Here is an 18,692-nt window from a genome sequence, read left to right as displayed (position 1 = left end):
GGTGAGCGTCCTGCGACATCGCTCGGGTCGCGGCGTGCCGCAGACCACCGAGCCCCGCAAGAGCGTGTCCGTCGCCGTGCCGCCCGGGACCCCGATGCCGGCCACGGAGGACCTCGCCGGGACGCAGGCCTCCTACGACACGGTTGCCGCCTCCTACGCCGACCTGCTGGCGGACTCGATGGATGACAGGCCCTTCGACCGTGCCCTGCTCTCGGCCTTCGCGGAGACCACGACCCGCGCAGGGCTGGGGCCCGTAGCCGACCTCGGCTGTGGTCCCGGGCACGTGACCGCCCATCTGGCGTCGCTGGGGGCCGAGGCGTTCGGCGTCGACCTGTCCCCGGGCATGGTCACCGAGGCGCGCCGCCGCTTCCCCCACCTGCGCTTCGAGGTCGGCTCGACGCTGGGGCTCGACCTGCCCGACGCCGGCCTCGGCGGCGCGCTGCTGTGGTACTCCACCGTCCACACGCCGCCGGCCCAGCTGCCGGTGGTCTACGCCGAGGTGTGCCGCGTGCTCGCGCCGGGCGCGCCGCTGCTGACGGCGTTCAAGGTCGGCGACCGGCAGGTCCACCTCCAGCACGCCTACGGGCACGACCTGTCGCTCCAGGTCTTCTGGACTCCCTTGGAGCTGGTCGCCGACCTGCTCGTCAGTGCGGGCCTGGTCATCGACGCGCGTGTGGTCTGCGAGCCCCTGCCGGGTGAGAAGCAGTCGCAGGGCTATGTCCTGGCGCACCGCCCCGCCTGACCTCACCTGGCCGCGCAACCTTCCCCACGGCGCCCCGGGTCATCGCGCCAGCGAGACGGCGACCTCGCCGGCGACCCGGGCGTTGTTCAGCACCAGGTCGACGTTCGCCCGCAGGCTGACCCCGTGGGTCTGCTCGTGGAACCACGCCAGCAGGAAGGGCGTCACCTCCTTGCCCGTGATGCCTTGTGCCGCAAGGGCTTCCAGCCCAGACGCGAGCGTGGCGTCGTGCAGATCGGCCGGCATCTCCTTGCCGTCCGGGATGGGGTTGGCCACGACGAGCGCCTGCCGCAGGCCCAGCCGGTTGCGGGCACGTACGATCGCCGCGACCTCGTCCGCGGAGTGCGCGACCCAGGGCACGGCATACCCGCTGTCCTGGATGTAGAAGCCGGGGAAGCGGGAGGTGCCGTAGCCGACCAGCTCCACCGACAGCGTCTCCAGCCGCTCGAGGGTGGCGCCGATGTCGAGGATCGACTTCACGCCCGCGCACACCAGGGCGACCGGGATCGACGCCAGGGCCGGCAGGTCCGCCGACTCGTCGAAGCTGGTCCCGGCGCCGCGATGGACCCCGCCCAGACCGCCCGTGGCGAAGACCCGGATGCCGGCCCGGTCGGCGAGGTAGGCGGTCGAGGCGACCGTCGTGGCGCCGGTCAGGCCGGTGGCGCAGACCGTGCCGAGGTCGCGGATGCTCGTCTTGACGACCACCGGGTCGGTGGCGATCCGGTCCAGGCCGGCCTCGTCGAGGCCCACTCGCACCTCGCCGTCGACGACCGCGATCGTGGCCGGCACCGCCTCCGCGGACCGCACGGCGTCCTCGATCTCTCGCGCCACCCGGGCGCTGGACTCCTTGGGCAGCCCGTGGCTGATGATCGTGGACTCCAGGGCGACGACACCCCGGCCTTCGTCGAGCGCTGAGCGCACCTCGTCGGCGATGATCACGGCAGCACCCTACGCACCGACCGGAGGCCCGCATGTCCGTCGTCGTCTGTGTCGCCGGGGACGTCCTGCTCGACGTGATCGTGGCGACCGACGGGCCGCTGCGCGAGGACGACGACACCCCGGCCCGGATCGCCCTCGCGGCCGGCGGCCAGGCGGCCAACGTCGCCGCCTGGGTGTGCCACCTCGGCGGGCAGGCCCGGCTGTTCGGCCCGCGCACCACCGACACGGTCGGCTCGATGATCGACGCGCAGCTGGGGCAGCGCGGGATCGCGTTGTGCGGGTCGCCGAGGGACGCCCGCTCGGGGGCGGTGGTGTCCCTGACCACCCAGGGGCTGCGCACCCTGGCCTCCGACCCCGGCGACCTGGGCTGGATCGACGAGGGACTCGCCGACCCCGCGTGGCTGGCCGGCGCGGACTGGCTGCACCTGTCGGGCTACCTGTTGCTGCGCGCGCCGGACCCGGCCCTGCTGGTGGCGGCGGCGCACGAGGCCCACACCGCCGGGGCGCGGGTGAGCATCGACCTGGCCTCGGCGGCGATGATCCGGACGTTCGGGCCGCCCGGCTTCTGGTCGCTGGTGCAGGACCTGCGACCGGATGTCCTGCTGGGCAACGAGGCGGAGTGGCAGGTGCTCGGGGTCGAGCCCGCCTCGCTGGCCGACCTCGACTGCGAGGCCGTGGTCAAGCGTGGCGCCCAGGGCGCGGGCTACTACGACGGCGGGTGGCACCACGAGCTCGAGCCGGTGCCCGGGCCGGTGGTGGACGTGACCGGAGCCGGTGATGCCCTCGCCGCGGGACACCTCGTCGACGGGCCCGAGCGCGGCATGCAGGCGGCCGCCGAGTGCGTGGCCGTCGCCGGGGCGCACCCGCGCTTTCCTGACGAGGCGCCCCGGGTTGGTCCCGGGTCAGCCGCGGGTCAGGCGCGCGACCCGGCCGTGCTCGCCGGAGCCCCAGCAGGCCCCGTCGGCGGCGCACTCGACGCTGTCCAGGCTCCCGCTGTCGAAGGCCACCCATGAGCGCCCGCCGTCGGTCGAGACGTCCGAGCCGGTCGGCCCGACCGCCAGCGCGGTGTCGTGGGTGCCGTGCACCCACGCCGAGCCGGAGCGGTAGCCACCGGGGGAGCGGCCCGTGGCGGCGTGCCAGCTGCGCCCTCCGTCGACGCTCCACGCGGCGTTGCCCGTCGCGCCCGTCGGGTTGAGGTAGTCCCCGCCGACCGCGATCCCGCGCTGCGCATCCCGGAAGCGCACGGAGAAGATCCCGGCCGCGTCGCCCCCGGCGACCGGCGTGCCGGTCACCGTCCACGTGTCCCCGCCGTCGCGGGTGCTGAACACCCGGGCCGGGTTGACGCCACCGGAGGCCAGCCAGGCCCGGTGCCCCGGGCCGGTGGTCAGGCAGGTCCCGCTCGCGGCGAAGCCGAACTCGCCGGGCTGGGCCGCCGGCATCCCGGCCGGGTCGACGACCGACCACGAGTGCCCGCCGTCGCGGGTGCGGAGCAGCCGGAACCTGCCGTCCACCGGGTCGCTCACCGCGAGGCCGTCACGGCGGTCGAAGAACGCCATGCAGTCGTAGAACGCGGCCGGGTCGGTGTTGCGGAAGGACTCGGTCCAGGACCTGCCGCCGTCGTCGGTCACGTAGACGCCGCTGTCCTCACCCTCGCCGATCGACAGGGCCACCGCGTGCTGCGCCGAGGTCGCCTCGATGTCGCGGAACTGCAACGTGTCCGTGCCGGGCGGGCCCACTGAGGCCCAGGTCCGGCCGCCGTCGACCGTGCGCAGCACCGTGCCCCCGGTGCCGCTCGCCCAGGCGACGTCACGCGAGACGGCGGACAGCCCGCGCAGCCGCGCCTGCGAGCCGGTCGCCGTGTCCTGCCAGCTGTATGCCGGGTGGTCGCTGTGGTGCCGCGCCTCGCCGCCCGGGTCGTGCCCGGGCCCGGCGGCGTTCGTGCCGAGCATGCTGCTCCCGATCATCAGGGCTGCCGTCACCAGGGACCCCGTCCCCGCCAGAAGTGTCATGGCGCCGAATGTAGGACGGATCGGTCAGGTCGGACATTCGAGACGCCGGGTCCCGGCCGGGCGCACCCGGCCCCCGCCCAACGGTGACGCCGACGCCGACGGGGCGGGCTCCCCGAAGGAACCCGCCCCGTCAGGCGCTGTGCCGCGGTCAGCCGGCGTGGACGCCGGCCGGGGCCTCGGCGCCGTCGGCGGCCAGCCGCTCGTGCTTGATGTTCAGCCCGAACACCGTGATGAGCGAGCCGACGAGGATCATGCCCGCCGCCACGAGGAACGCCCGCGTCGAGCCGTAGGTCTGCGCGGCCAGGGCGATCTGGTGCTTGGCCGCCACCAGCGCCTCCGGGCTCAGGTGCGCGCTCTGGGCCTTGGCGCCCAGGGCGGCCCCGAGCTCGGCGCCGCGCTGGGTGCCGGTGGTCGCCGCCACCGTCGCCAGCGTGGCCAGGCCGAGTGTGCCACCGACCTGCTGCATCGTGTTGAGCACCGCCGACCCGACACCGGAGTCGCGCTTGGCGACCCCGGCGACGGCGGTCAGCGTCATCGGCACGAAGGTCAGGCCCATGCCGACCGAGAGCAGCAGGATGAACGGCAGCAGGGCCGTGGCGTAGCTGCTGTGCACGGTCAGGTGGGAGAAGCCCCACATGCCGCCGGCGGCGAGCAGCGTGCCGGTGCCGGCGATCCAGCGGGGGTCGACCCGGCTGATCAGCCGCGAGGCGACCTGCGCGGCGATGACCACGCCGAAGCTGAACGGCAGGAACGCGAAGCCCGTCTTGACGGGGGAGTAGCCCAGGACCTGCTGGATGAACAGGCCGAGGAAATAGAACATCGAGAACATCGCGGCGCCCACGACGAGCATGACCGTGAAGCTCACGCCGCGCGTGCGGTCGGCCAGGATCCGGAACGGCAGCAGCGGGTGCTCCGCGCGACGCTCGATGGCCACGAAGGCCGCGAGCAGGACCAGGCCGACCACGATCGGGACCACGGTCAGGGCGTCGCCCCAGTGGTGCGGCGGGGCGGCGTGCGTGAGGCCGTAGACCAGCGAGCCCAGGCCCAGGGTGCCGGTGAGGGCGCCGGGCAGGTCGAAGGCTCCGTGCTGGCGCGGGGACTCACCGAGGAAGCGCGGCGCCATGAACGCGACGACCAGGCCGATCGGCACGTTGACGAAGAACGTCCAGCGCCAGGACGACTCGGTCAGGATGCCGCCCAGGATGAGGCCGACAGCCGCCCCGGCACCCGACATCGCGGCATACACCGCGAAGGCGCGGTTGCGCGGCGGACCTGCGGGGAAGGTGGTGGTGATCAGCGCCAGCGCCGTGGGCGAGGCGATCGCGGCGCCCAGGCCCTGCAGGGCGCGCGAGCCCAGCAGCATCGCCTCGTTCTGGGCGAGGCCGCCGAACAGGGAGGCAACGGCGAAGACGAGCACGCCGATGACGAACATGCGCCGGCGCCCGAGCAGGTCGCCGAGCCGGCCGCCGAGCAGCAGCAGGCCACCGAAGGCCAGGGTGTAGGCGTTGACCACCCATGACAGGTTGCCCGGGGTGAAGCCGAGGTCGGTCTGGATGTGGGGGAGCGCGATGTTCACGATCGTGCCGTCGAGCACGACCATGAGCTGCGCGGCGCTGATGATCGTCAGCGCCAGCCCGAGGTGCCGGTGACCGTGGTCCTCGGCGGCGCCCGAGCCTGGGGTGACCGCCTCCGCGGTCGTGTTGCTGGACATCTCGTGTCCGGTCCCTTCGTGAAGTGGATGAGATTCAGCGTCCCGCCGGGGTCTGACAGCGCCATGACGGGCAGCTGACGGACCGGGGGTGGTCAGTGGTCGGTGAGGGTGGCCCGGCAGGCGGGCAGCACCACCTCGTCGACGATGCGGGCGATGTGCTCGGTGGTGACGCACGTGCCGAAGACGAACATCTCGTGGGTGGCCATCGAGGGCAGGATCCGGGCGAGGAAGCGCACGTCGGCGTCCGGCCCGAGCTCCCCGCGCTCGCGCGCCCGCTCGAACGCGGCGGTCGCCACCTCGAGCTTGGGTCCGATGAAGCGCTCCTGGAACGCCCGGGTCAGCTCGGGGTCGCGGTGCAGCGCCGGGACGAGCGCCCCGATGATGCCGACCAGCATCTCGTCGGTGAGGCCGCCCTCGCCGCAGGCCAGGGTCACCAGGTCGCCGCGCAGGCTCCCGGTGTCGACCGGCCCGCGCTGCTGGAGGCCCTTGAGGTGCTTGAGCGTGTCGATGACCAGCTCGGCCTTGCCGGACCAGCGCCGGTAGAGCGTGGCCTTGCTCGCCTTCACCGCCGCCGCGATGGCGTCGAAGGTGAGCCGGTCGTAGCCGTGCTCGACCAGGAGCCGGGCGGTGGCGTCGAAGATCTCGGCCTCGCGCTCACCCTCGACGCGCGGTCGGGTGGTGGCGGCCTGGGGGGTCATCGGTCGGGCGTCCCTTCGCGGCGGGGGAGTGAGGGCAGACGGCCGGTATGACGGGTGGCCGGGTGCCGGATGAAACGAAACAGTTTCGTTTCATCCGCGACTGTAGGTCGCCCGGGAGGACGGGACAACCGCTTTTCGCGAACTTTCCCGGGCGGAATCCCGTCACGGCGGGAAGTGTTGAGATGCTTGAGACAGCAACACATCCCGAGATGGCAAGGCAGGGGCAACCACCGCCCCGCCACGCTTCCCGACGAAAGGCGAGTCCGTGCAGAACCCGTCCGAGCTCTTCCGGTTCGAGACCGACACCGACCCGCGCGACCTGCGCGCGTCCGTGCTCCTGGTCTCGCTCGGCGGCTTCGTCGACGCCGGGCAGACCCAGCGCCTGCTCACCGAGCACGTCCTCGAGTCCCTCGACCACACGGTCGTGGCGTCCTTCGACGTCGACCAGCTGCTCGACTACCGCGGCCGGCGCCCCGCCATGACCTTCGACCGAGACCGCTGGTCCTCCTACGCCGACCCGGCGCTGCTGCTGCACCGGGTGGTCGACGCCGACGGCGTGCCCTTCCTGCTCCTCGCCGGCCCGGAGCCGGACTACCAGTGGGAGCGCGTCATCGAGGCGGTGCGCCAGCTCGTCGAGCTCCTCGGGGTGACGCTCACGGTGAGCGTGCACGGCATACCGATGGCCGTCCCGCACACCCGCCCGATCGGGATGACCCCCCACGCGACCGACCCGCGCCTGATCGGCCCGCACGACCCGGTCTTCGGCACCGTCCAGGTGCCGGCCAGCATCACCGCGCTGCTCCAGATGCGCCTGGGGGAGGCCGGCCACGACGCGATGGGCTACGCCGTGCACGTGCCGCACTACCTGGCCCAGTCCGAGTTCGCCGACGCGGCCCTCGCCGGGCTCAACGCCGTCATCGGCGCGACCGGCCTGGCCGTCCCGACCGAGGACCTCGCGGCCGCGGCGGGGCTGAACCGCGCCGAGATCGCCCAGGAGGTCGCCGGCTCGGACGAGGTCGCCCAGGTCGTCGAGGCGCTCGAGCGGCAGTACGACAGCTTCATCGAGGGCCGTCAGCGCCCCAGCCTGCTCGCCACGGACGTCAGCGAGCTGCCGACCGCCGACGAGATCGGCGCGGAGTTCGAGCAGTTCCTGCGCACCCGGGCCGAGGACGACGAGGACTGACGCCGGGCCCAGACGGCCAGGCGCGGGTCAGCCCCGGGTGCACGCGCACCCGGGGCTGACCCTTTCGCTCGTATGCCGGGTGGCTCAGACCCGCGCGTACCTCGCCCGGGCGAAGCTGTAGACGGCGTAGGCGGCGAACCCGATGGCGACGACGGTCAGCAGGGCCGGGCCCATCGGCTGGTTGCGCAGCGTGTGCAGTGCGCCGTCGAGCCCGGTGGCCTTGCCGGGGCGTTTCTGGGCGCCGGCGACGACGAAGAGCAGGCCCACGATGGCCAGCGCGATGCCCTTGGCGACGTAGCCGATCCGGCCAGCCTGGACGGCGATGACACCGGGGTGCTCGACCAGGTCCTGAAGGAACTTCTTCTTGACGCCCTTGACGATGTGGTAGATGCCGACGCCGACGACGACCAGGCCCACCAGCATTACCAGGGCGCGCCCACCGCTCCTGCTCATCAGCGAGGCGGTGAAGTCGATCGTCTGCTGCTTGCCGCTCTTGGTGACCTGCCCGCGCGCGAACGCCAGGCTGGTCCAGCCGAGCACCGCGTAGACCACGGCCTTGGCCAGGGCCTTGCCGCGCTGGGCCCACTTGCGGGTGCCGGTGCCGTGGTAGCCGCCGACCGCCTCGAGCAGCTGCCACAGGGCCAGGCCGAGGAAGCCCACGACCGCGACCCACAGGGTCAGCTTGCCGACCAGGTTGCCGGACAGCGTCTGCAGGGCGCCGGACTGGTCGGCCGACTGGCCGGTGTCGCCGAAGGCAAGCTGCAGGCCGATCCAGGCGATGAGCAGGTGCATGATGCCGCTGACCACGTAGCCCACCCGGGCCAGGCCCTCGACCGCCGGGTGGTCGCCGGCATCCCGGGCGGCGACCTTGACGTCCCTCATCTCCACGAGGCTCTCCTCCTGCACGGCGGATGTGACGCTCACGCCTTGGCGTCGGACCACCGGGTGATGATGCTGGTGTCCGCGACGAACTGTACGGCCGAGGAGCCCGTCCACCTACGGGCGCTGTCCGTGAGCACCTCGTCCACCAGCGCGGCCACCCGGGTCGCGTGCTGCTGCGGCACGTGCAGCAGCACCTCGTCGTGCAGGCAGAGCACCACCTGGGCGTCGAGGTCGCGCAGGGCCAGCCGCACGGTGGCGGTCCAGGCCTTGAACAGCTCGGCGGCCGCCCCCTGCACGACGGCATTGCGGGCGAACCGGCCGCGCGCTGCGCTCGCGGCCCCGACCGCGGCGCCGGGAAGGTCGGCCGGCAGCTGCCACATCGGCACCCGCCGCCCGCCGAAGGTGCGCACCGCGCGCCCGGCCAGCCCCTCGGCATACGCGTGCTCGAGGTAGGCCATGGCGACCGGGTAGGCGCGCTGGAGGTCCTTGAGGGCCTCGCCGGCGGGGCCGCTGGTCTGGCCGTACATCGCGGCGAGCACGGCGACCTTGGCCACGGCCCGCTCGACCCCGAGCGCGGCGGCGACCGGGGCGTAGAGGTCCGGCGCCCGGGTCGCCGCGGCGAAGGCCCGGTCCCCGGAGACCGCGGCGAGCACGCGCGGCTCGATCTGCCCCAGGTCGGCGCGCACGAGGACGTGCCCGGGGTGGGCGGCCACCGCCGGGCGCAGCGGGGTGGGCAGGTTGTGCAGGCCGTTCTGCGCGGTCATCCGTCCGGCCGCGCCGTCGCAGGCGCTCCAGCCGCCGCGCAGCCGGTCGTCCGGGCCGACATGGGTGTCGAGCCAGGTCCACCCGTAGGTGGTCGCGATCCGCTCGGCCTTGCGCCACACCAGCAACGCCTCGACGAGCGGGTGCACCTCGCGGTAGGGCTCCAGCCGCCAGGCCCGCGTGTCGGGCACCACCACGCCGACCGAGGCCAGCAGCTCGCGCACCTGGAGCGGGTTGCGCAGGTCGGTGGACTCCCGGCCCGGGGCGTGGGCCAGCACCGCGGCGTCGCGCTCGCGCCGGATCGCCCGGGCGTGCTCCTCCGAGCGGGGGCGCTCGCCGGCGGCCGCGGTGATGAGCTGCTCGGCCACGGCCCGGTCGAGGGGCAGGCCGTCGAGCTCCAGCTCGACGCACATGAGGGCCGTGGCGGACTCGGACAGTGCGGTGGAGACCGCACGAGGACCGTTGTGCTGCAACGTCTCCCGCTGGAGCAGGGCCGTCTCCCGGGCCGCCGTCGCCCACGCCACCGCGCGGGCGGGTGTGGTCAGCCAGTCCGCGGACACGGCCTCGGGGCGCAGGTAACCGTCAGTGCGGACGGCGGCGTCGGGGTCGCCGTCGTCGGCGGCCGCGGTGAAGTCGAAGAGGTCGCCCCCGGCGGCCCGGGGGAGGGCGTCCGTGGGCAGCTGGTGGGCGGCGGCCCAGGCCACCTCCGGGGCCGCCGCCCACCCGCCGGCCAGCAACCGGTGCGCCTCCGCGACGTCCCAGCACCGCTGCGGCCGTATGCCGTGGGCCACGAGGGCGCGCCCGTCACCGCCGGCCGCCCACCAGGTCCAGCGGGGCCGGCGCTCGGCCTCCAGCCGGGCCACCGCGTCGCGCACCTGCGCCGGGGTGCCGGCCAGCTCCAGGCCGTCGCCGACGACGGCTGCCACGTCGGGGCCGAAGGCCAGCGCGAGGTGCTCGGCAGCGGGGACGGAGGTCACGAGCCCATCCAACATCAGACCAACGACAGTCAAATCTTGGTCAAGAGGTCTAGCCGCAAATCGGGACAAAGTGCCACGCTGCCGCGGGCCCCCAGCAGAGGGCCCCTTGCTGCGTCGTCTGGAGCGCCCATGGGTCACCGTCACCCGCACCGCCCGAACTTCTTCCGCCGGCACCGTCTCGGGGAGGCGCTCCTGGCGCTCACCCTCGGTGCCAGCACCCTCGGTGGCCTGGCCCTCGCGGCCCCGGCCGCCGCGGACGGTCCCGGGTCGGGGACCCCCTGGGTGGTCACCGTGGGTGACAGCTACATCTCCGGTGAGGCCGGCCGCTGGGCGGGCAACTCCAACGCCAGCGAGTCCTACTCCGACGCGCTCGGCTCGACGGCCTACTACGACAACGCCGGCAACACCGCCGAGCAGATCCCGCGCTGTCACCGGAGCAAGGCCGACGAGGCCTACATCGGCGGGGGCGTCAACGGTCAGAACCTGGCCTGCTCGGGGGCCCGCACCTCGACGTTCACCGACAGCAACGGCTACTTCAAGCCGGGCCTGGACTTCTCCGACAACGGCGCCGGCCAGCAGGGCCAGGCCACGATGCTGCAGGGCTTCGCCGGCTCGCACAACGTCAAGATGGTCGTCGTCGGCATCGGCGGCAACGACTTCAACTTCGGCTCCATCGTCCAGCAGTGCGTGCAGGACTTCCTGGCCTCCTCGTCGTGGTTCCCCGACTACTGCAACGACGACTCCTCGGTGACGGCGAACTTCACGTCGGCCAACGTCAGCGCGGTCCAGTCCCACATCGTCACGGCGCTGCAGAACGTCCGCGCGGCGATGCGCGCAGCCGGCTACGCCGACGGGACGTGGACGATGCTCGTCCAGACCTACCCCTCGCCGATCCCGTCCTCCTCGGGCTTCCGCTACAGCCAGTCCGGCTACACCCGCCAGAACACCGGCGGCTGCGGCTTCTGGGACAAGGACGCGGACTGGGCCAACGGCACGGCGTTGTCGACGATCAACGCGACGGTCCGCAACGCGATCGCCGCCTCCGGGGTCTCGGGGGCGCGCACCCTCGAGCTGGCCTCGGCGTTCAACGGCCGCCGGCTCTGCGAGAACACCGTCGGCCTCTACGAGGAGAAGGGGCTGACCTCCTGGACCCAGGCCGGCGCGGTCGACAAGACCGAGTGGGTCAACCAGATCCGCACCGTCTCCACCGCGGGCAGCGACTACTACATCCAGGAGTCCCTGCACCCCAACTACTGGGCCCAGATGGCCCTGCGCAGCTGCGTGCGCCAGGCGTGGAACGCCGGTATGCCGCGCGGCGGCACCTGCTCCATCGCGGGCACGGGACTGGTCGGCGGCGAGCCGCGGATGAGCCTGCAGTAGCTCCCGCGGTCCGGGAGCCGCGCCTGCGCGCCGCGTGGCTCCCGGCCAGGTGCCCCGATCGGGTACACGATCGAGTGCGCCGAGCCGGACGGTCTCCGGCAGGACCGGCACGACCCACGCGGGCGGCCGGGTGGTTCAGGCAGGGGAGACGATCATGACGACAGCACAGGAGCACTCTGCGGTCGACGTACGCAGCCACCGACGGCGCGCCGTCCTGGCGAGCACGGTCGGCACCACGATCGAGTGGTACGACTTCTTCCTCTACGGCACCACGGCGGCGCTGGTCTTCCCGTCGGTGTTCTTCCCGGACAGCTCGACCTACGCCGGCGTGCTGGCGGCGTTCAGCACCCAGTTCGTGGGCTTTGCCGCGCGGCCCATCGGCGCGGCGGTCTTCGGCCACTTCGGTGACCGGGTCGGGCGCAAGGCCACCCTCGTCACCACCCTGATGCTCATGGGGATCGCGACGTTCCTCATCGGCGTGCTGCCGAGCCATGCCAGCATCGGGCTGGCGGCCCCGCTCATCCTCACCCTGCTGCGGATCGTCCAGGGCATCGGCGTCGGCGGCGAGTGGGGCGGCTCGGTGCTGATGTCGATGGAGTGGGGCGAGCAGAAGCGGCGCGGCCTGATGGCCAGCTGGCCGCAGCTCGGGGTCCCGATCGGCCTGCTGCTGTCCACCGGCATGGTCAAGCTCATGTCGGGGCTGAGCGGCGACGGGTTCGAGACCTGGGGCTGGCGGGTGCCGTTCCTGGTCAGCATCGTCCTCGTCGCGATCGGCCTCTACGTCCGGCTGCGCGTGCTGGAGAGCCCGGAGTTCACCGAGGTCAAGCGCTCCGCCGACGTCGTGAAGCAGCCGGCGTGGGAGGCGATCAAGTCCCACCCGCGCGAGATCCTCACCTCGGCGTTCGTGCGGATGTCCGAGCAGGCGCCGTTCTACCTGTTCATCACCTTCGTGCTGACCTACGGCACCAAGGAGCTCAAGCTGGACAAGGGCGGCCTGCTCAACGACAGCCTGATCGCCGCCGCCCTCGGCCTGGTCAGCGTGCCGTTCTTCGGTCACCTCTCGGACCGGGTCGGCCGCAAGCTGGTCTACGGCGCGGGCATCGTCTGCACGGCGCTTTACGCCTTCCCCTACTTCGGGCTGCTCAACACCAAGGCCTCCGGCCTGGTGCTGCTGGCCATCGTGGTCTCGCTCGTCGCCCACGACATGCAGTACGGCCCGCAGGCGGCGCTCATCGCCGAGAGCTTCGGCGCCAACGTCCGCTACAGCGGTGCCGGTATGGGCTACCAGCTGGCCTCGGTGATCGCCGGTGGCCCGGCGCCGCTGATCGCGGCGGCCATCCTCAGTGCGACGGGATCCAGCACCGGCATCAGCTGGTACATCATCGGCTGCTGCGCGGTCTCCATGCTGGCCCTGGTGCTGATGCCCAGCCGCAAGGTCGTCGCCGACGAGGCGGTGGCGCCGGAGACGGCGGTCGCCCGCTGAGCCCGGGCGATGGCGCCATGACGACGTGACGCCATCGAGGACATGACGGCAATGACGACGAAGGGGCCCCGCCGGGTGGCGGGGCCCCTTCGTCGCGTCGGTGTCGCGGGCGTCAGGCGGCGGACTTCAGCCGCACCTGGCGCTTGATCCGGCTGAGCATGGCGACCATGCCGCGCAGCCGCAGCGGCGACACCGCTTCGGCCAGGCCGAAGCGGTAGGGCGCGTCGTCGGGGACGGCGAGCACCTCGGCGGCGGTGAGCCCGTCCAGGCCCTCGTGCAGGATCCCGGCGAAGCCCCGCGTGGTCGGTGCTTCGGCCGGCGCCTGGAAGAACAGGTGCACCTGCCGGCTGTCCCCCGAGCCGTCCGTGGCCTCGTCCAGCTCGACGACGAGGAACAGCGGCGACTGGCACTCGTCGACCTGCTCCAGCTTCTCCGGGTGCCCGGCGTAGCGCTCGGGCAGGTCGGGCAGGCCGTCGCTGAACTCCAGCAGCAGCTCGAGGCGGTCCCGGACGGGCACCGAGGCGAAGTCCTCGGCGATCTCGGCCAGGGCCGTGGGCAGGGCGGCGCGGTCGGTGTCGGTACTCACGCTCACAGTGTGCGTCAGCTCCTGGTCACTTCTCGACGGGCACGCGGACCGCGTTGCCCCACTCGGTCCAGCTGCCGTCGTAGTTGCGCACGCGCTCGAAGCCCAGCAGGTGGGTCAGCACGAACCACGTGTGCGACGAGCGCTCGCCGATGCGGCAGTAGGCCACCACGTCGTCGGTGGGCTTGAGGCCCTGCTCCTCCAGGTAGATGGCCTCGAGGTCGGGGCGCGACTTGAACGTGCCGTCCTCGGCGGCGGCGCGGGCCCACGGCACCGACCTGGCGCCGGGGATGTGCCCGCCGCGCACCGCGCCCTCCTGCGGGTAGTCGGGCATGTGCAGCAGCTCGCCGGAGTACTCCCCGGGGGAGCGCACGTCGACCAGGGGCTGGCCGAGGTGGGCGAGGACCTCGTCCTTGAACGCGCGGATCACCGAGTCGTCCCGCTCGATGACCGGGTAGTCGACCGGCGTGGGCTTGGGCAGGTCGCGGGTGAGCTCGCGGCCCTCGGCGATCCACTTGGCGCGGCCGCCGTCGAGCAGGCGGACGTCCTCGTGGCCGAAGAGCGAGAACACCCACAGGGCGTAGGCCGCCCACCAGTTGTTCTTGTCGCCGTAGATGACGACCGTGGTGTCCCGGCCGATGCCTCGCTCGCCGAGGACCTGCGCGAAGCGGGCGCCGTCGACGTAGTCGCGGGTCAGCGGGTCGTTGAGGTCGTTGTGCCAGTCGACCTTGACCGAGCCGGGGATGTGGCCGGTGTCGTAGAGCAGGACGTCCTCGTCGGACTCCACGACGACCAGGCCCTCGTCGCCGAGGTGGTCGGCCAGCCACTGGGTGGAGACCAGCCGCTCGGGGTGGGCGTACTCCGTGAACTGCGGGTTGTCGTCGATGGGTAGCGCCATGACGGGCACCTCCGTGGTGTGCGATCGGCTGGACAGGTCATCGGGGGAGGGGGCTGCCCTCCGTCCGTATCGTGGCACCCGCGTCCCACGAGTCAGACTGCGGCTCGCATTATGGACAGCATAACTCCGGGTTATGGCGCAGGAAAGGGTGCCGGGCATCCCGGGGTCACCGCGCGGCGAGGGCCTCCACGGCCTCGACCACGTCGGCCTCCGCGGGGCTCTTGTCCGGGCGGTGCCGCACGACCCGGGCGAAGCGCAGGGCCAGCCCTGCGGGGTAGCGGCTGGAGGACTGCACCCCGTCGAGGGCGATCTCGACGACGACCTCGGGACGCAACCGCACGACATACCCGTCGGTGGGGCCCTCGGCGTGGCGCGGCAGGACCTCGGTCTGCCACCGCAGCATCTCGTCGGTCAGGCCCTTGAACGTCTTGCCGAGCATCACGAACCCCCCGGGCGGACCGAACCGGCCGTCGGGGTCGCGGGCGCCGAGGTGCAGGTTGCTCAGCCACCCCGCGCGTCGGCCCGACCCGCGCTCGACGGCGAGGATGACCAGGTCGAGGGTGTGGACCGGCTTGACCTTGACCCAGCCCGCGCCGCGCCGGCCCATGTCGTAGGTCGCCGCGTCCGCCTTGACCACCACACCCTCGTGGCCGCGGGCGAGGGCGTCGTCGGCGAAGGCCATCGCCGCGGTGAGCAGGCGGGGGTCGGTCGGGTCGGGGACGGCCAGGCGCGGGGTCAGCAGGCCGGACGGCACCGCCGACTCCAGCGCCGCGCGCCGCACGTCCCCGGGCTCGTCGATGAGGTCCTGGCCCTGCAGATGCAGGACGTCGAAGAGGTAGGCCGTCAGCGGGGTCGTGCGTCGGCCCGCCTCGGGGTCGACCCGGCTGGCGGTGCGGCCGCCGGTCTCCTGGAACGGCCTGGGCCGGCCGTCCGGGCGCAGGGCGATGAGCTCGCCGTCGAGGATCGCGCTCTCGACAGGCAGCGCCGCGACGGTCTCGACGACCTCGGGCACCCGGTCGGTGATGTCCTCCAGCGAGCGGGTCAGCACCCGCACGTCGGAGCCGTGGCGGTGGATCTGGGCGCGGATGCCGTCGAGCTTCCACTCCACCCCGGCCGGACCGGTGCGTCCCAGCGCCGCCTCCAGGGTCTTGTCGGAGGCGGCGAGCATCGGCCCGACACCCTGCCCGACGGTCAGGGTGAAGCCGGCCAGCGCCGGGGCGCCCCGGGTCAGCACCGCCTCGGCGACCGAGGGCAGGCTGCCACTGACGGTGACCGCGCGGCGCACGTCCGGCTCGGGCACCTCCGCCGCCCGGGCGACGGCCGCCAGGACGAGGGACTCCCCGGCCCCCTGGCGCAGGCCCTCGCGCAGCACCCCGACCAGGAAGAGCTGCTCGGGGGCGGTCAGCCGGCCCAGGAGGTCACCCACGAGGGCGGCCCGGGTGGCGGAGGAGCCGCTGCCGGCGAGCTCGCTGGCCCGCTGCATGGCGGCGTCGAGCTCGACCACGGTCACCGTCGGCGCCGGAGCCGCGTCGGGCAGCGACCGCACTGCCGCCAGCTCGATGCCGGTGCGGCGCTGGCGCAGCTGCCCGGACAGCAGGCGGGCCACCAGGGCCACCTCCGCCCCGGGCGTGCGCCGCAGCAGCTCGGCGAGCAGCCCCACCTTGGCGTTGCGTGACGCCGTGGCGGCGACGGCTCCCGACGTGGCGACGACCTCAGCGAGCAGCACGCGCCCATGCTGGCAGGATGGTCCGACAGCCACGAGAGGAGACCAGGTGGGCATCTTCGACAGGGACAGCGGCAGCACCGACACGACCGGCGCCGAGGTCGCCGTGACAGCGGGCGCCGAGGAGCCGGTGTTCGACGAGGCGGCGCTCGGAGGCACCGCGGCGCGCATGGTCGAGCGGCTGCTCGACGTGGGCATCGACGGCAAGGGCCCGTTCGAGTCCGCCCAGAAGGTCGCCGACGTCGCCCTCGCCGACCACGCCGACATCGAGGGGGCTGTCGACGCGATCGTGCGGCTGCACCTGAAGATGGGCGCCGCCGGCGGGTTCGTCACCAGCCTCGGGGGCTTCGTGACCCTGCCGGTCGCGCTGCCCGCCAACGTCGCCGGGTTCTACCTCGTCGCCACCCGGATGGTCGCCGCGCTGGCGTCCGCCCGCGGCTACGACATCCGCCAGCCGGAGGTCCGTTCGGCGGTCCTGCTGGCGCTCGTCGGCGCCGACGCCGACGACCTGCTCTCCAAGGCCGGGGTGCGCAGCGCCGGGCGCCTGGCCAACCTGGCCGCCCAGCAGCTGCCCGGCCCGGCGCTCATGGTGGTCAACAAGGCGGTCGGCTTCCGGCTGCTCACCCAGGTCGGCAAGAAGTCGCTGACCCGCTTCGGCAAGGCGGTCCCGCTGGTCGGGGGCGTCGTCGGCGCCGGCCTGGACACCTACCTGCTCAAGCGGATCGCCGACCACTCGCGGCACGAGTTCCCGCGCCGCTCGCGCCAGCTGTCGCGCTGAGATCAGGGTCCGGGGGTCCCGCCCCGGGCGGAACCCCCGGACCCTCCCACCCGTCATACAGGCACGTCCGACCATCGGCGGGCAGCCGTGCTGCCCGCAGAGGGGAGCCCCCATGGCCACCGCCACCGCCCTGCGCTGGAGCGCGTTCCGCAACATCGCCCGCGCCCTGCGCGCCGTCGCCCGCCCGGGTGGTCCCGGGCTGCTCGAGCGGCTGCGCGCCATGCCGCGCCTCGTGCGGGCCACCGCCCGCGGGGAGTATGCCGGGACCAGCCTCAGCCGGCTCCTCCTCCTTGCGGGGGCGGTCGCCTACGTGGTCTCGCCGGTGGACCTCATGCCGGAGGCCCTCCTGGGCCTGCTCGGCCTGGCCGACGACGCGGTCGTCGTGTCATGGATCGCCACCATGGTGGTCAACGAGACCGAGCAGTTCCTGGCCTGGGAGCAGCAGCGCGACCGGACGGTCCCCGGGCAGGTCGTGGGCTGAGCCCGGCGGGTCTGCCGGCCGCCGGGAGGTCCTCCCGCCGGTTCCGTGAGGGGGCATCGCGGCTGGTTTGTCCACATGCCCCCCGGCGTTCGTCCCACTGTCCACAGGCGCGACGGCAGCCCTGTCGGGGGCGGCCGTCGCGCCGCAGAGTCGGGGCATGACCACGACACTGCACCTGCGCGGGCCGGCCGACATGCTGGCCGTCCTGCCCTACCAGCTCGGCTTCCACCCCCGCGACAGCGTGGTGGTGGTCAGCCTCCACGGTCGCCGCATGGGCCTGGTCCAGCGGCTCGACCTCCCGCCGCTCGAGCACGTCGCCGAGGCCGCCGCCGCGATGATCCGTCCGCTGCTCGCGGACGAGCCCGAGTCCGCCCTGCTCATCGGCTACGAGGGCACCGAGGGCGACTCGGCGCCCGTCCTTGATGCCCTGGAGGGCGCCTGCCTCGTCCTGGACCTGCCGGTGGCCGACCGCCTGGTCGTGCGCGACGGGAGGTGGTTCGCGCTCGACTGCGCTCAGGAGGACTGCTGTCCCGCGGCGGGCACACCGCTGCCGGCCGACCACGAGGTCCCCGCGGTGGCCGACTACGTCGGGCTCGAGGTGGCGCCCCTGGCCGACCGGGACGCCCTCGTGGCCAGCGTGAGCTCAGGGGAGCGCCCGCTGCTCACCCGGGCGGTCGGGGCCTGCGCCGACGAGCGGCTCCAGGCGCTGCTCGACGGCGACGGCGAGCCCGACCCGGGCGCCGGGCCCGAGGCTTGTGCCGAGCGCGACGCTCATGCCGAGCGCGACCGCGCGCTGCGCGTCTGGGCCACCCTGCTGCGTGACGACGACAACGCGCCGGTGGTCACCGACCTGCCACCGGTCGACCTGGCGCTCGCGGCCTTCTCCCTCGTCGACGTCCACCTGCGCGACGCCCTCATCGCCTGGCTGTGCCCCGGCACCCTCGACCTCGACCTGGTCGCCCCGGAGCTGCGCGACCAGCTGCGCGCAAGGTTGCCGCTGCGCGGCTGGAGCGCGGAGGAGCCGGACACCGCCGAGGCCACCGCCCAGCGGCGGGTCGAGGCGCGGCTGATGGCGCTGTGCCGGGTGCTGCCCGACGAGTGGGCGGTCGCCGCGCTGACGGTGCTGGCCAACGTGACCTGGTGGCGGGGTGACGGGGCGCTCACCCGGGTCGCCCTCGACCGGGCCCTGGCGGCCGACCCCGGCTACCGGCTTGCGACCCTGCTGGAGCGCATGGTGGACCTCGCCATCCGTCCCGAGGGGCGCAGCGCCTGAGGCCGCCGCTAGGTCCAGCCACCGGACGGGCGGTCCACCTGTCGGGACCGCGGTCGTATAGTGACGGCCAGGTCATGAGCTCCAGCGCGTAGCCCCGGCTTGCTGGACGGCAACCCTCCACCGCGGTGGGGTGCCCCGGGTGATGACCGGGCCGTCTGGACCGCAGGCGGCAAGCGCGGGCCCGGCCGGGCCC

At 73.5% G+C, this 18,692-nt stretch carries 17 protein-coding genes and 1 riboswitch; of the genes, 8 read left to right on the top strand and 9 right to left on the bottom strand.

The genetic code is table 11. The annotated features are described in order from the left end of the window. The first annotated feature begins 34 nt into the window (after nucleotides 1-34). Nucleotides 35-742, top strand: a complete 708-nt coding sequence (locus AC3ANM_RS04505) for a class I SAM-dependent methyltransferase (protein ID WP_488286945.1) — start codon at nucleotides 35-37, stop codon at nucleotides 740-742. Between the two features lie 39 nt (nucleotides 743-781). Here AC3ANM_RS04505 and AC3ANM_RS04500 read toward each other — a convergent pair whose 3' ends face one another. Beyond that, a complete protein-coding gene (locus AC3ANM_RS04500) occupies nucleotides 782-1,678 on the bottom strand; it encodes a pseudouridine-5'-phosphate glycosidase (RefSeq protein WP_488286944.1) in 897 nt (298 codons plus the stop codon). 32 nt (nucleotides 1,679-1,710) lie between these two features. Between AC3ANM_RS04500 and AC3ANM_RS04495 the strand changes: the two genes are divergently transcribed. Beyond that, nucleotides 1,711-2,691 (top strand): carbohydrate kinase family protein, encoded by a 981-nt coding sequence (locus AC3ANM_RS04495; RefSeq protein ID WP_488286943.1) that lies wholly within the window; start codon nucleotides 1,711-1,713, stop codon nucleotides 2,689-2,691. On the opposite strand, the gene AC3ANM_RS04490 is transcribed toward AC3ANM_RS04495, so the two are convergent. The 3 genes from AC3ANM_RS04490 to AC3ANM_RS04480 all read right to left on the bottom strand — a co-directional run bounded on the left by AC3ANM_RS04490 (nucleotide 2,581) and on the right by AC3ANM_RS04480 (nucleotide 6,096). Next, a complete protein-coding gene (locus AC3ANM_RS04490; RefSeq protein WP_488286942.1) occupies nucleotides 2,581-3,687 on the bottom strand; it encodes a WD40/YVTN/BNR-like repeat-containing protein in 1,107 nt (368 codons plus the stop codon). The genes AC3ANM_RS04495 and AC3ANM_RS04490 overlap by 111 nt on opposite strands. Nucleotides 3,688-3,835: 148 nt before the next feature. Next, the gene (locus AC3ANM_RS04485) at nucleotides 3,836-5,398 is read right to left on the bottom strand and encodes an MFS transporter (protein ID WP_488286941.1); all 1,563 of its coding nucleotides are present in this window, start codon (nucleotides 5,396-5,398) and stop codon (nucleotides 3,836-3,838) included. A 92-nt stretch (nucleotides 5,399-5,490) separates the two neighbouring features. Then, on the bottom strand, nucleotides 5,491-6,096 hold the full coding sequence (locus tag AC3ANM_RS04480; RefSeq protein WP_488286940.1) for a TetR/AcrR family transcriptional regulator: 606 nt from the start codon (nucleotides 6,094-6,096) through the stop codon (nucleotides 5,491-5,493). A gap of 265 nt (nucleotides 6,097-6,361) precedes the next feature. On the opposite strand from AC3ANM_RS04480, the gene AC3ANM_RS04475 reads away from it, so the two are divergent. Then, nucleotides 6,362-7,279 (top strand): PAC2 family protein, encoded by a 918-nt coding sequence (locus AC3ANM_RS04475; protein ID WP_488286939.1) that lies wholly within the window; start codon nucleotides 6,362-6,364, stop codon nucleotides 7,277-7,279. An 84-nt stretch (nucleotides 7,280-7,363) separates the two neighbouring features. Here the strand turns inward: AC3ANM_RS04475 and AC3ANM_RS04470 are convergent, their stop codons facing one another. Both AC3ANM_RS04470 and AC3ANM_RS04465 read right to left on the bottom strand, forming a co-directional pair. Next, nucleotides 7,364-8,203 (bottom strand): DUF1206 domain-containing protein, encoded by an 840-nt coding sequence (locus AC3ANM_RS04470; RefSeq protein WP_488286938.1) that lies wholly within the window; start codon nucleotides 8,201-8,203, stop codon nucleotides 7,364-7,366. Next, nucleotides 8,200-9,900 (bottom strand): DNA polymerase, encoded by a 1,701-nt coding sequence (locus tag AC3ANM_RS04465; protein WP_488286937.1) that lies wholly within the window; start codon nucleotides 9,898-9,900, stop codon nucleotides 8,200-8,202. The genes AC3ANM_RS04470 and AC3ANM_RS04465 overlap by 4 nt, the downstream gene beginning before the upstream one ends. 129 nt (nucleotides 9,901-10,029) lie before the next feature. Here AC3ANM_RS04465 and AC3ANM_RS04460 point away from each other — a divergent pair, with 129 nt between their 5' ends. Together AC3ANM_RS04460 and AC3ANM_RS04455 are read left to right on the top strand one after the other, a co-directional pair. Continuing rightward, on the top strand, nucleotides 10,030-11,280 hold the full coding sequence (locus tag AC3ANM_RS04460; protein WP_488286936.1) for an SGNH/GDSL hydrolase family protein: 1,251 nt from the start codon (nucleotides 10,030-10,032) through the stop codon (nucleotides 11,278-11,280). A gap of 154 nt (nucleotides 11,281-11,434) precedes the next feature. After that, a complete protein-coding gene (locus AC3ANM_RS04455) occupies nucleotides 11,435-12,763 on the top strand; it encodes an MFS transporter (RefSeq protein WP_488286935.1) in 1,329 nt (442 codons plus the stop codon). 112 nt (nucleotides 12,764-12,875) lie between these two features. Here the strand turns inward: AC3ANM_RS04455 and AC3ANM_RS04450 are convergent, their stop codons facing one another. The 3 genes from AC3ANM_RS04450 to AC3ANM_RS04440 form a co-directional block, all read right to left on the bottom strand. Then, nucleotides 12,876-13,349: a SufE family protein gene (locus tag AC3ANM_RS04450; RefSeq protein ID WP_488286934.1), complete on the bottom strand. Its 474-nt coding sequence runs from the start codon at nucleotides 13,347-13,349 to the stop codon at nucleotides 12,876-12,878. A 25-nt stretch (nucleotides 13,350-13,374) separates the two neighbouring features. Next, complete coding sequence (locus AC3ANM_RS04445; protein WP_488286933.1) at nucleotides 13,375-14,244, bottom strand: sulfurtransferase; 870 nt, start codon at nucleotides 14,242-14,244, stop codon at nucleotides 13,375-13,377. 166 nt (nucleotides 14,245-14,410) lie between these two features. Further along, nucleotides 14,411-15,970, bottom strand: coding sequence for an ATP-dependent DNA ligase (locus AC3ANM_RS04440; RefSeq protein WP_488286932.1), 1,560 nt, complete (start codon nucleotides 15,968-15,970; stop codon nucleotides 14,411-14,413). Nucleotides 15,971-16,016: 46 nt separating this feature from the next. On the opposite strand from AC3ANM_RS04440, the gene AC3ANM_RS04435 reads away from it, so the two are divergent. The 3 genes from AC3ANM_RS04435 to AC3ANM_RS04425 all read left to right on the top strand — a co-directional run bounded on the left by AC3ANM_RS04435 (nucleotide 16,017) and on the right by AC3ANM_RS04425 (nucleotide 18,499). Continuing rightward, on the top strand, nucleotides 16,017-16,745 hold the full coding sequence (locus AC3ANM_RS04435) for an EcsC family protein (protein WP_488286931.1): 729 nt from the start codon (nucleotides 16,017-16,019) through the stop codon (nucleotides 16,743-16,745). A 112-nt stretch (nucleotides 16,746-16,857) separates the two neighbouring features. Next, nucleotides 16,858-17,226 (top strand): YkvA family protein, encoded by a 369-nt coding sequence (locus AC3ANM_RS04430; protein WP_488286930.1) that lies wholly within the window; start codon nucleotides 16,858-16,860, stop codon nucleotides 17,224-17,226. 157 nt (nucleotides 17,227-17,383) lie between these two features. After that, nucleotides 17,384-18,499: a DUF4192 domain-containing protein gene (locus tag AC3ANM_RS04425; protein ID WP_488286929.1), complete on the top strand. Its 1,116-nt coding sequence runs from the start codon at nucleotides 17,384-17,386 to the stop codon at nucleotides 18,497-18,499. 70 nt (nucleotides 18,500-18,569) lie between these two features. Then, a riboswitch (SAM riboswitch) is annotated at nucleotides 18,570-18,681 on the top strand. Nucleotides 18,682-18,692 lie beyond the last annotated feature (11 nt).

The sequence above is a fragment of the Oryzihumus sp. JJN4-3R genome (assembly GCF_057747915.1).
This window is presented reverse-complemented; position numbering and strand designations above follow the sequence as displayed.

Bases quoted from the DNA above. Each gene is read 5' to 3' on its own strand.
- AC3ANM_RS04455 (WP_488286935.1), top strand. From the start codon at position 11,435: ATGACGACAGCACAGGAGCACTCTGCGGTCGACGTACGCAGCCACCGA.
- AC3ANM_RS04430 (WP_488286930.1), top strand. From the start codon at position 16,858: ATGGCCACCGCCACCGCCCTGCGCTGGAGCGCGTTCCGCAACATCGCC.
- AC3ANM_RS04445 (WP_488286933.1), bottom strand. From the start codon at position 14,244: ATGGCGCTACCCATCGACGACAACCCGCAGTTCACGGAGTACGCCCAC.
- AC3ANM_RS04495 (WP_488286943.1), top strand. From the start codon at position 1,711: ATGTCCGTCGTCGTCTGTGTCGCCGGGGACGTCCTGCTCGACGTGATC.
- AC3ANM_RS04460 (WP_488286936.1), top strand. From the start codon at position 10,030: ATGGGTCACCGTCACCCGCACCGCCCGAACTTCTTCCGCCGGCACCGT.
- AC3ANM_RS04480 (WP_488286940.1), bottom strand. From the start codon at position 6,096: ATGACCCCCCAGGCCGCCACCACCCGACCGCGCGTCGAGGGTGAGCGC.
- AC3ANM_RS04485 (WP_488286941.1), bottom strand. From the start codon at position 5,398: ATGTCCAGCAACACGACCGCGGAGGCGGTCACCCCAGGCTCGGGCGCC.
- AC3ANM_RS04490 (WP_488286942.1), bottom strand. From the start codon at position 3,687: ATGACACTTCTGGCGGGGACGGGGTCCCTGGTGACGGCAGCCCTGATG.
- AC3ANM_RS04425 (WP_488286929.1), top strand. From the start codon at position 17,384: ATGACCACGACACTGCACCTGCGCGGGCCGGCCGACATGCTGGCCGTC.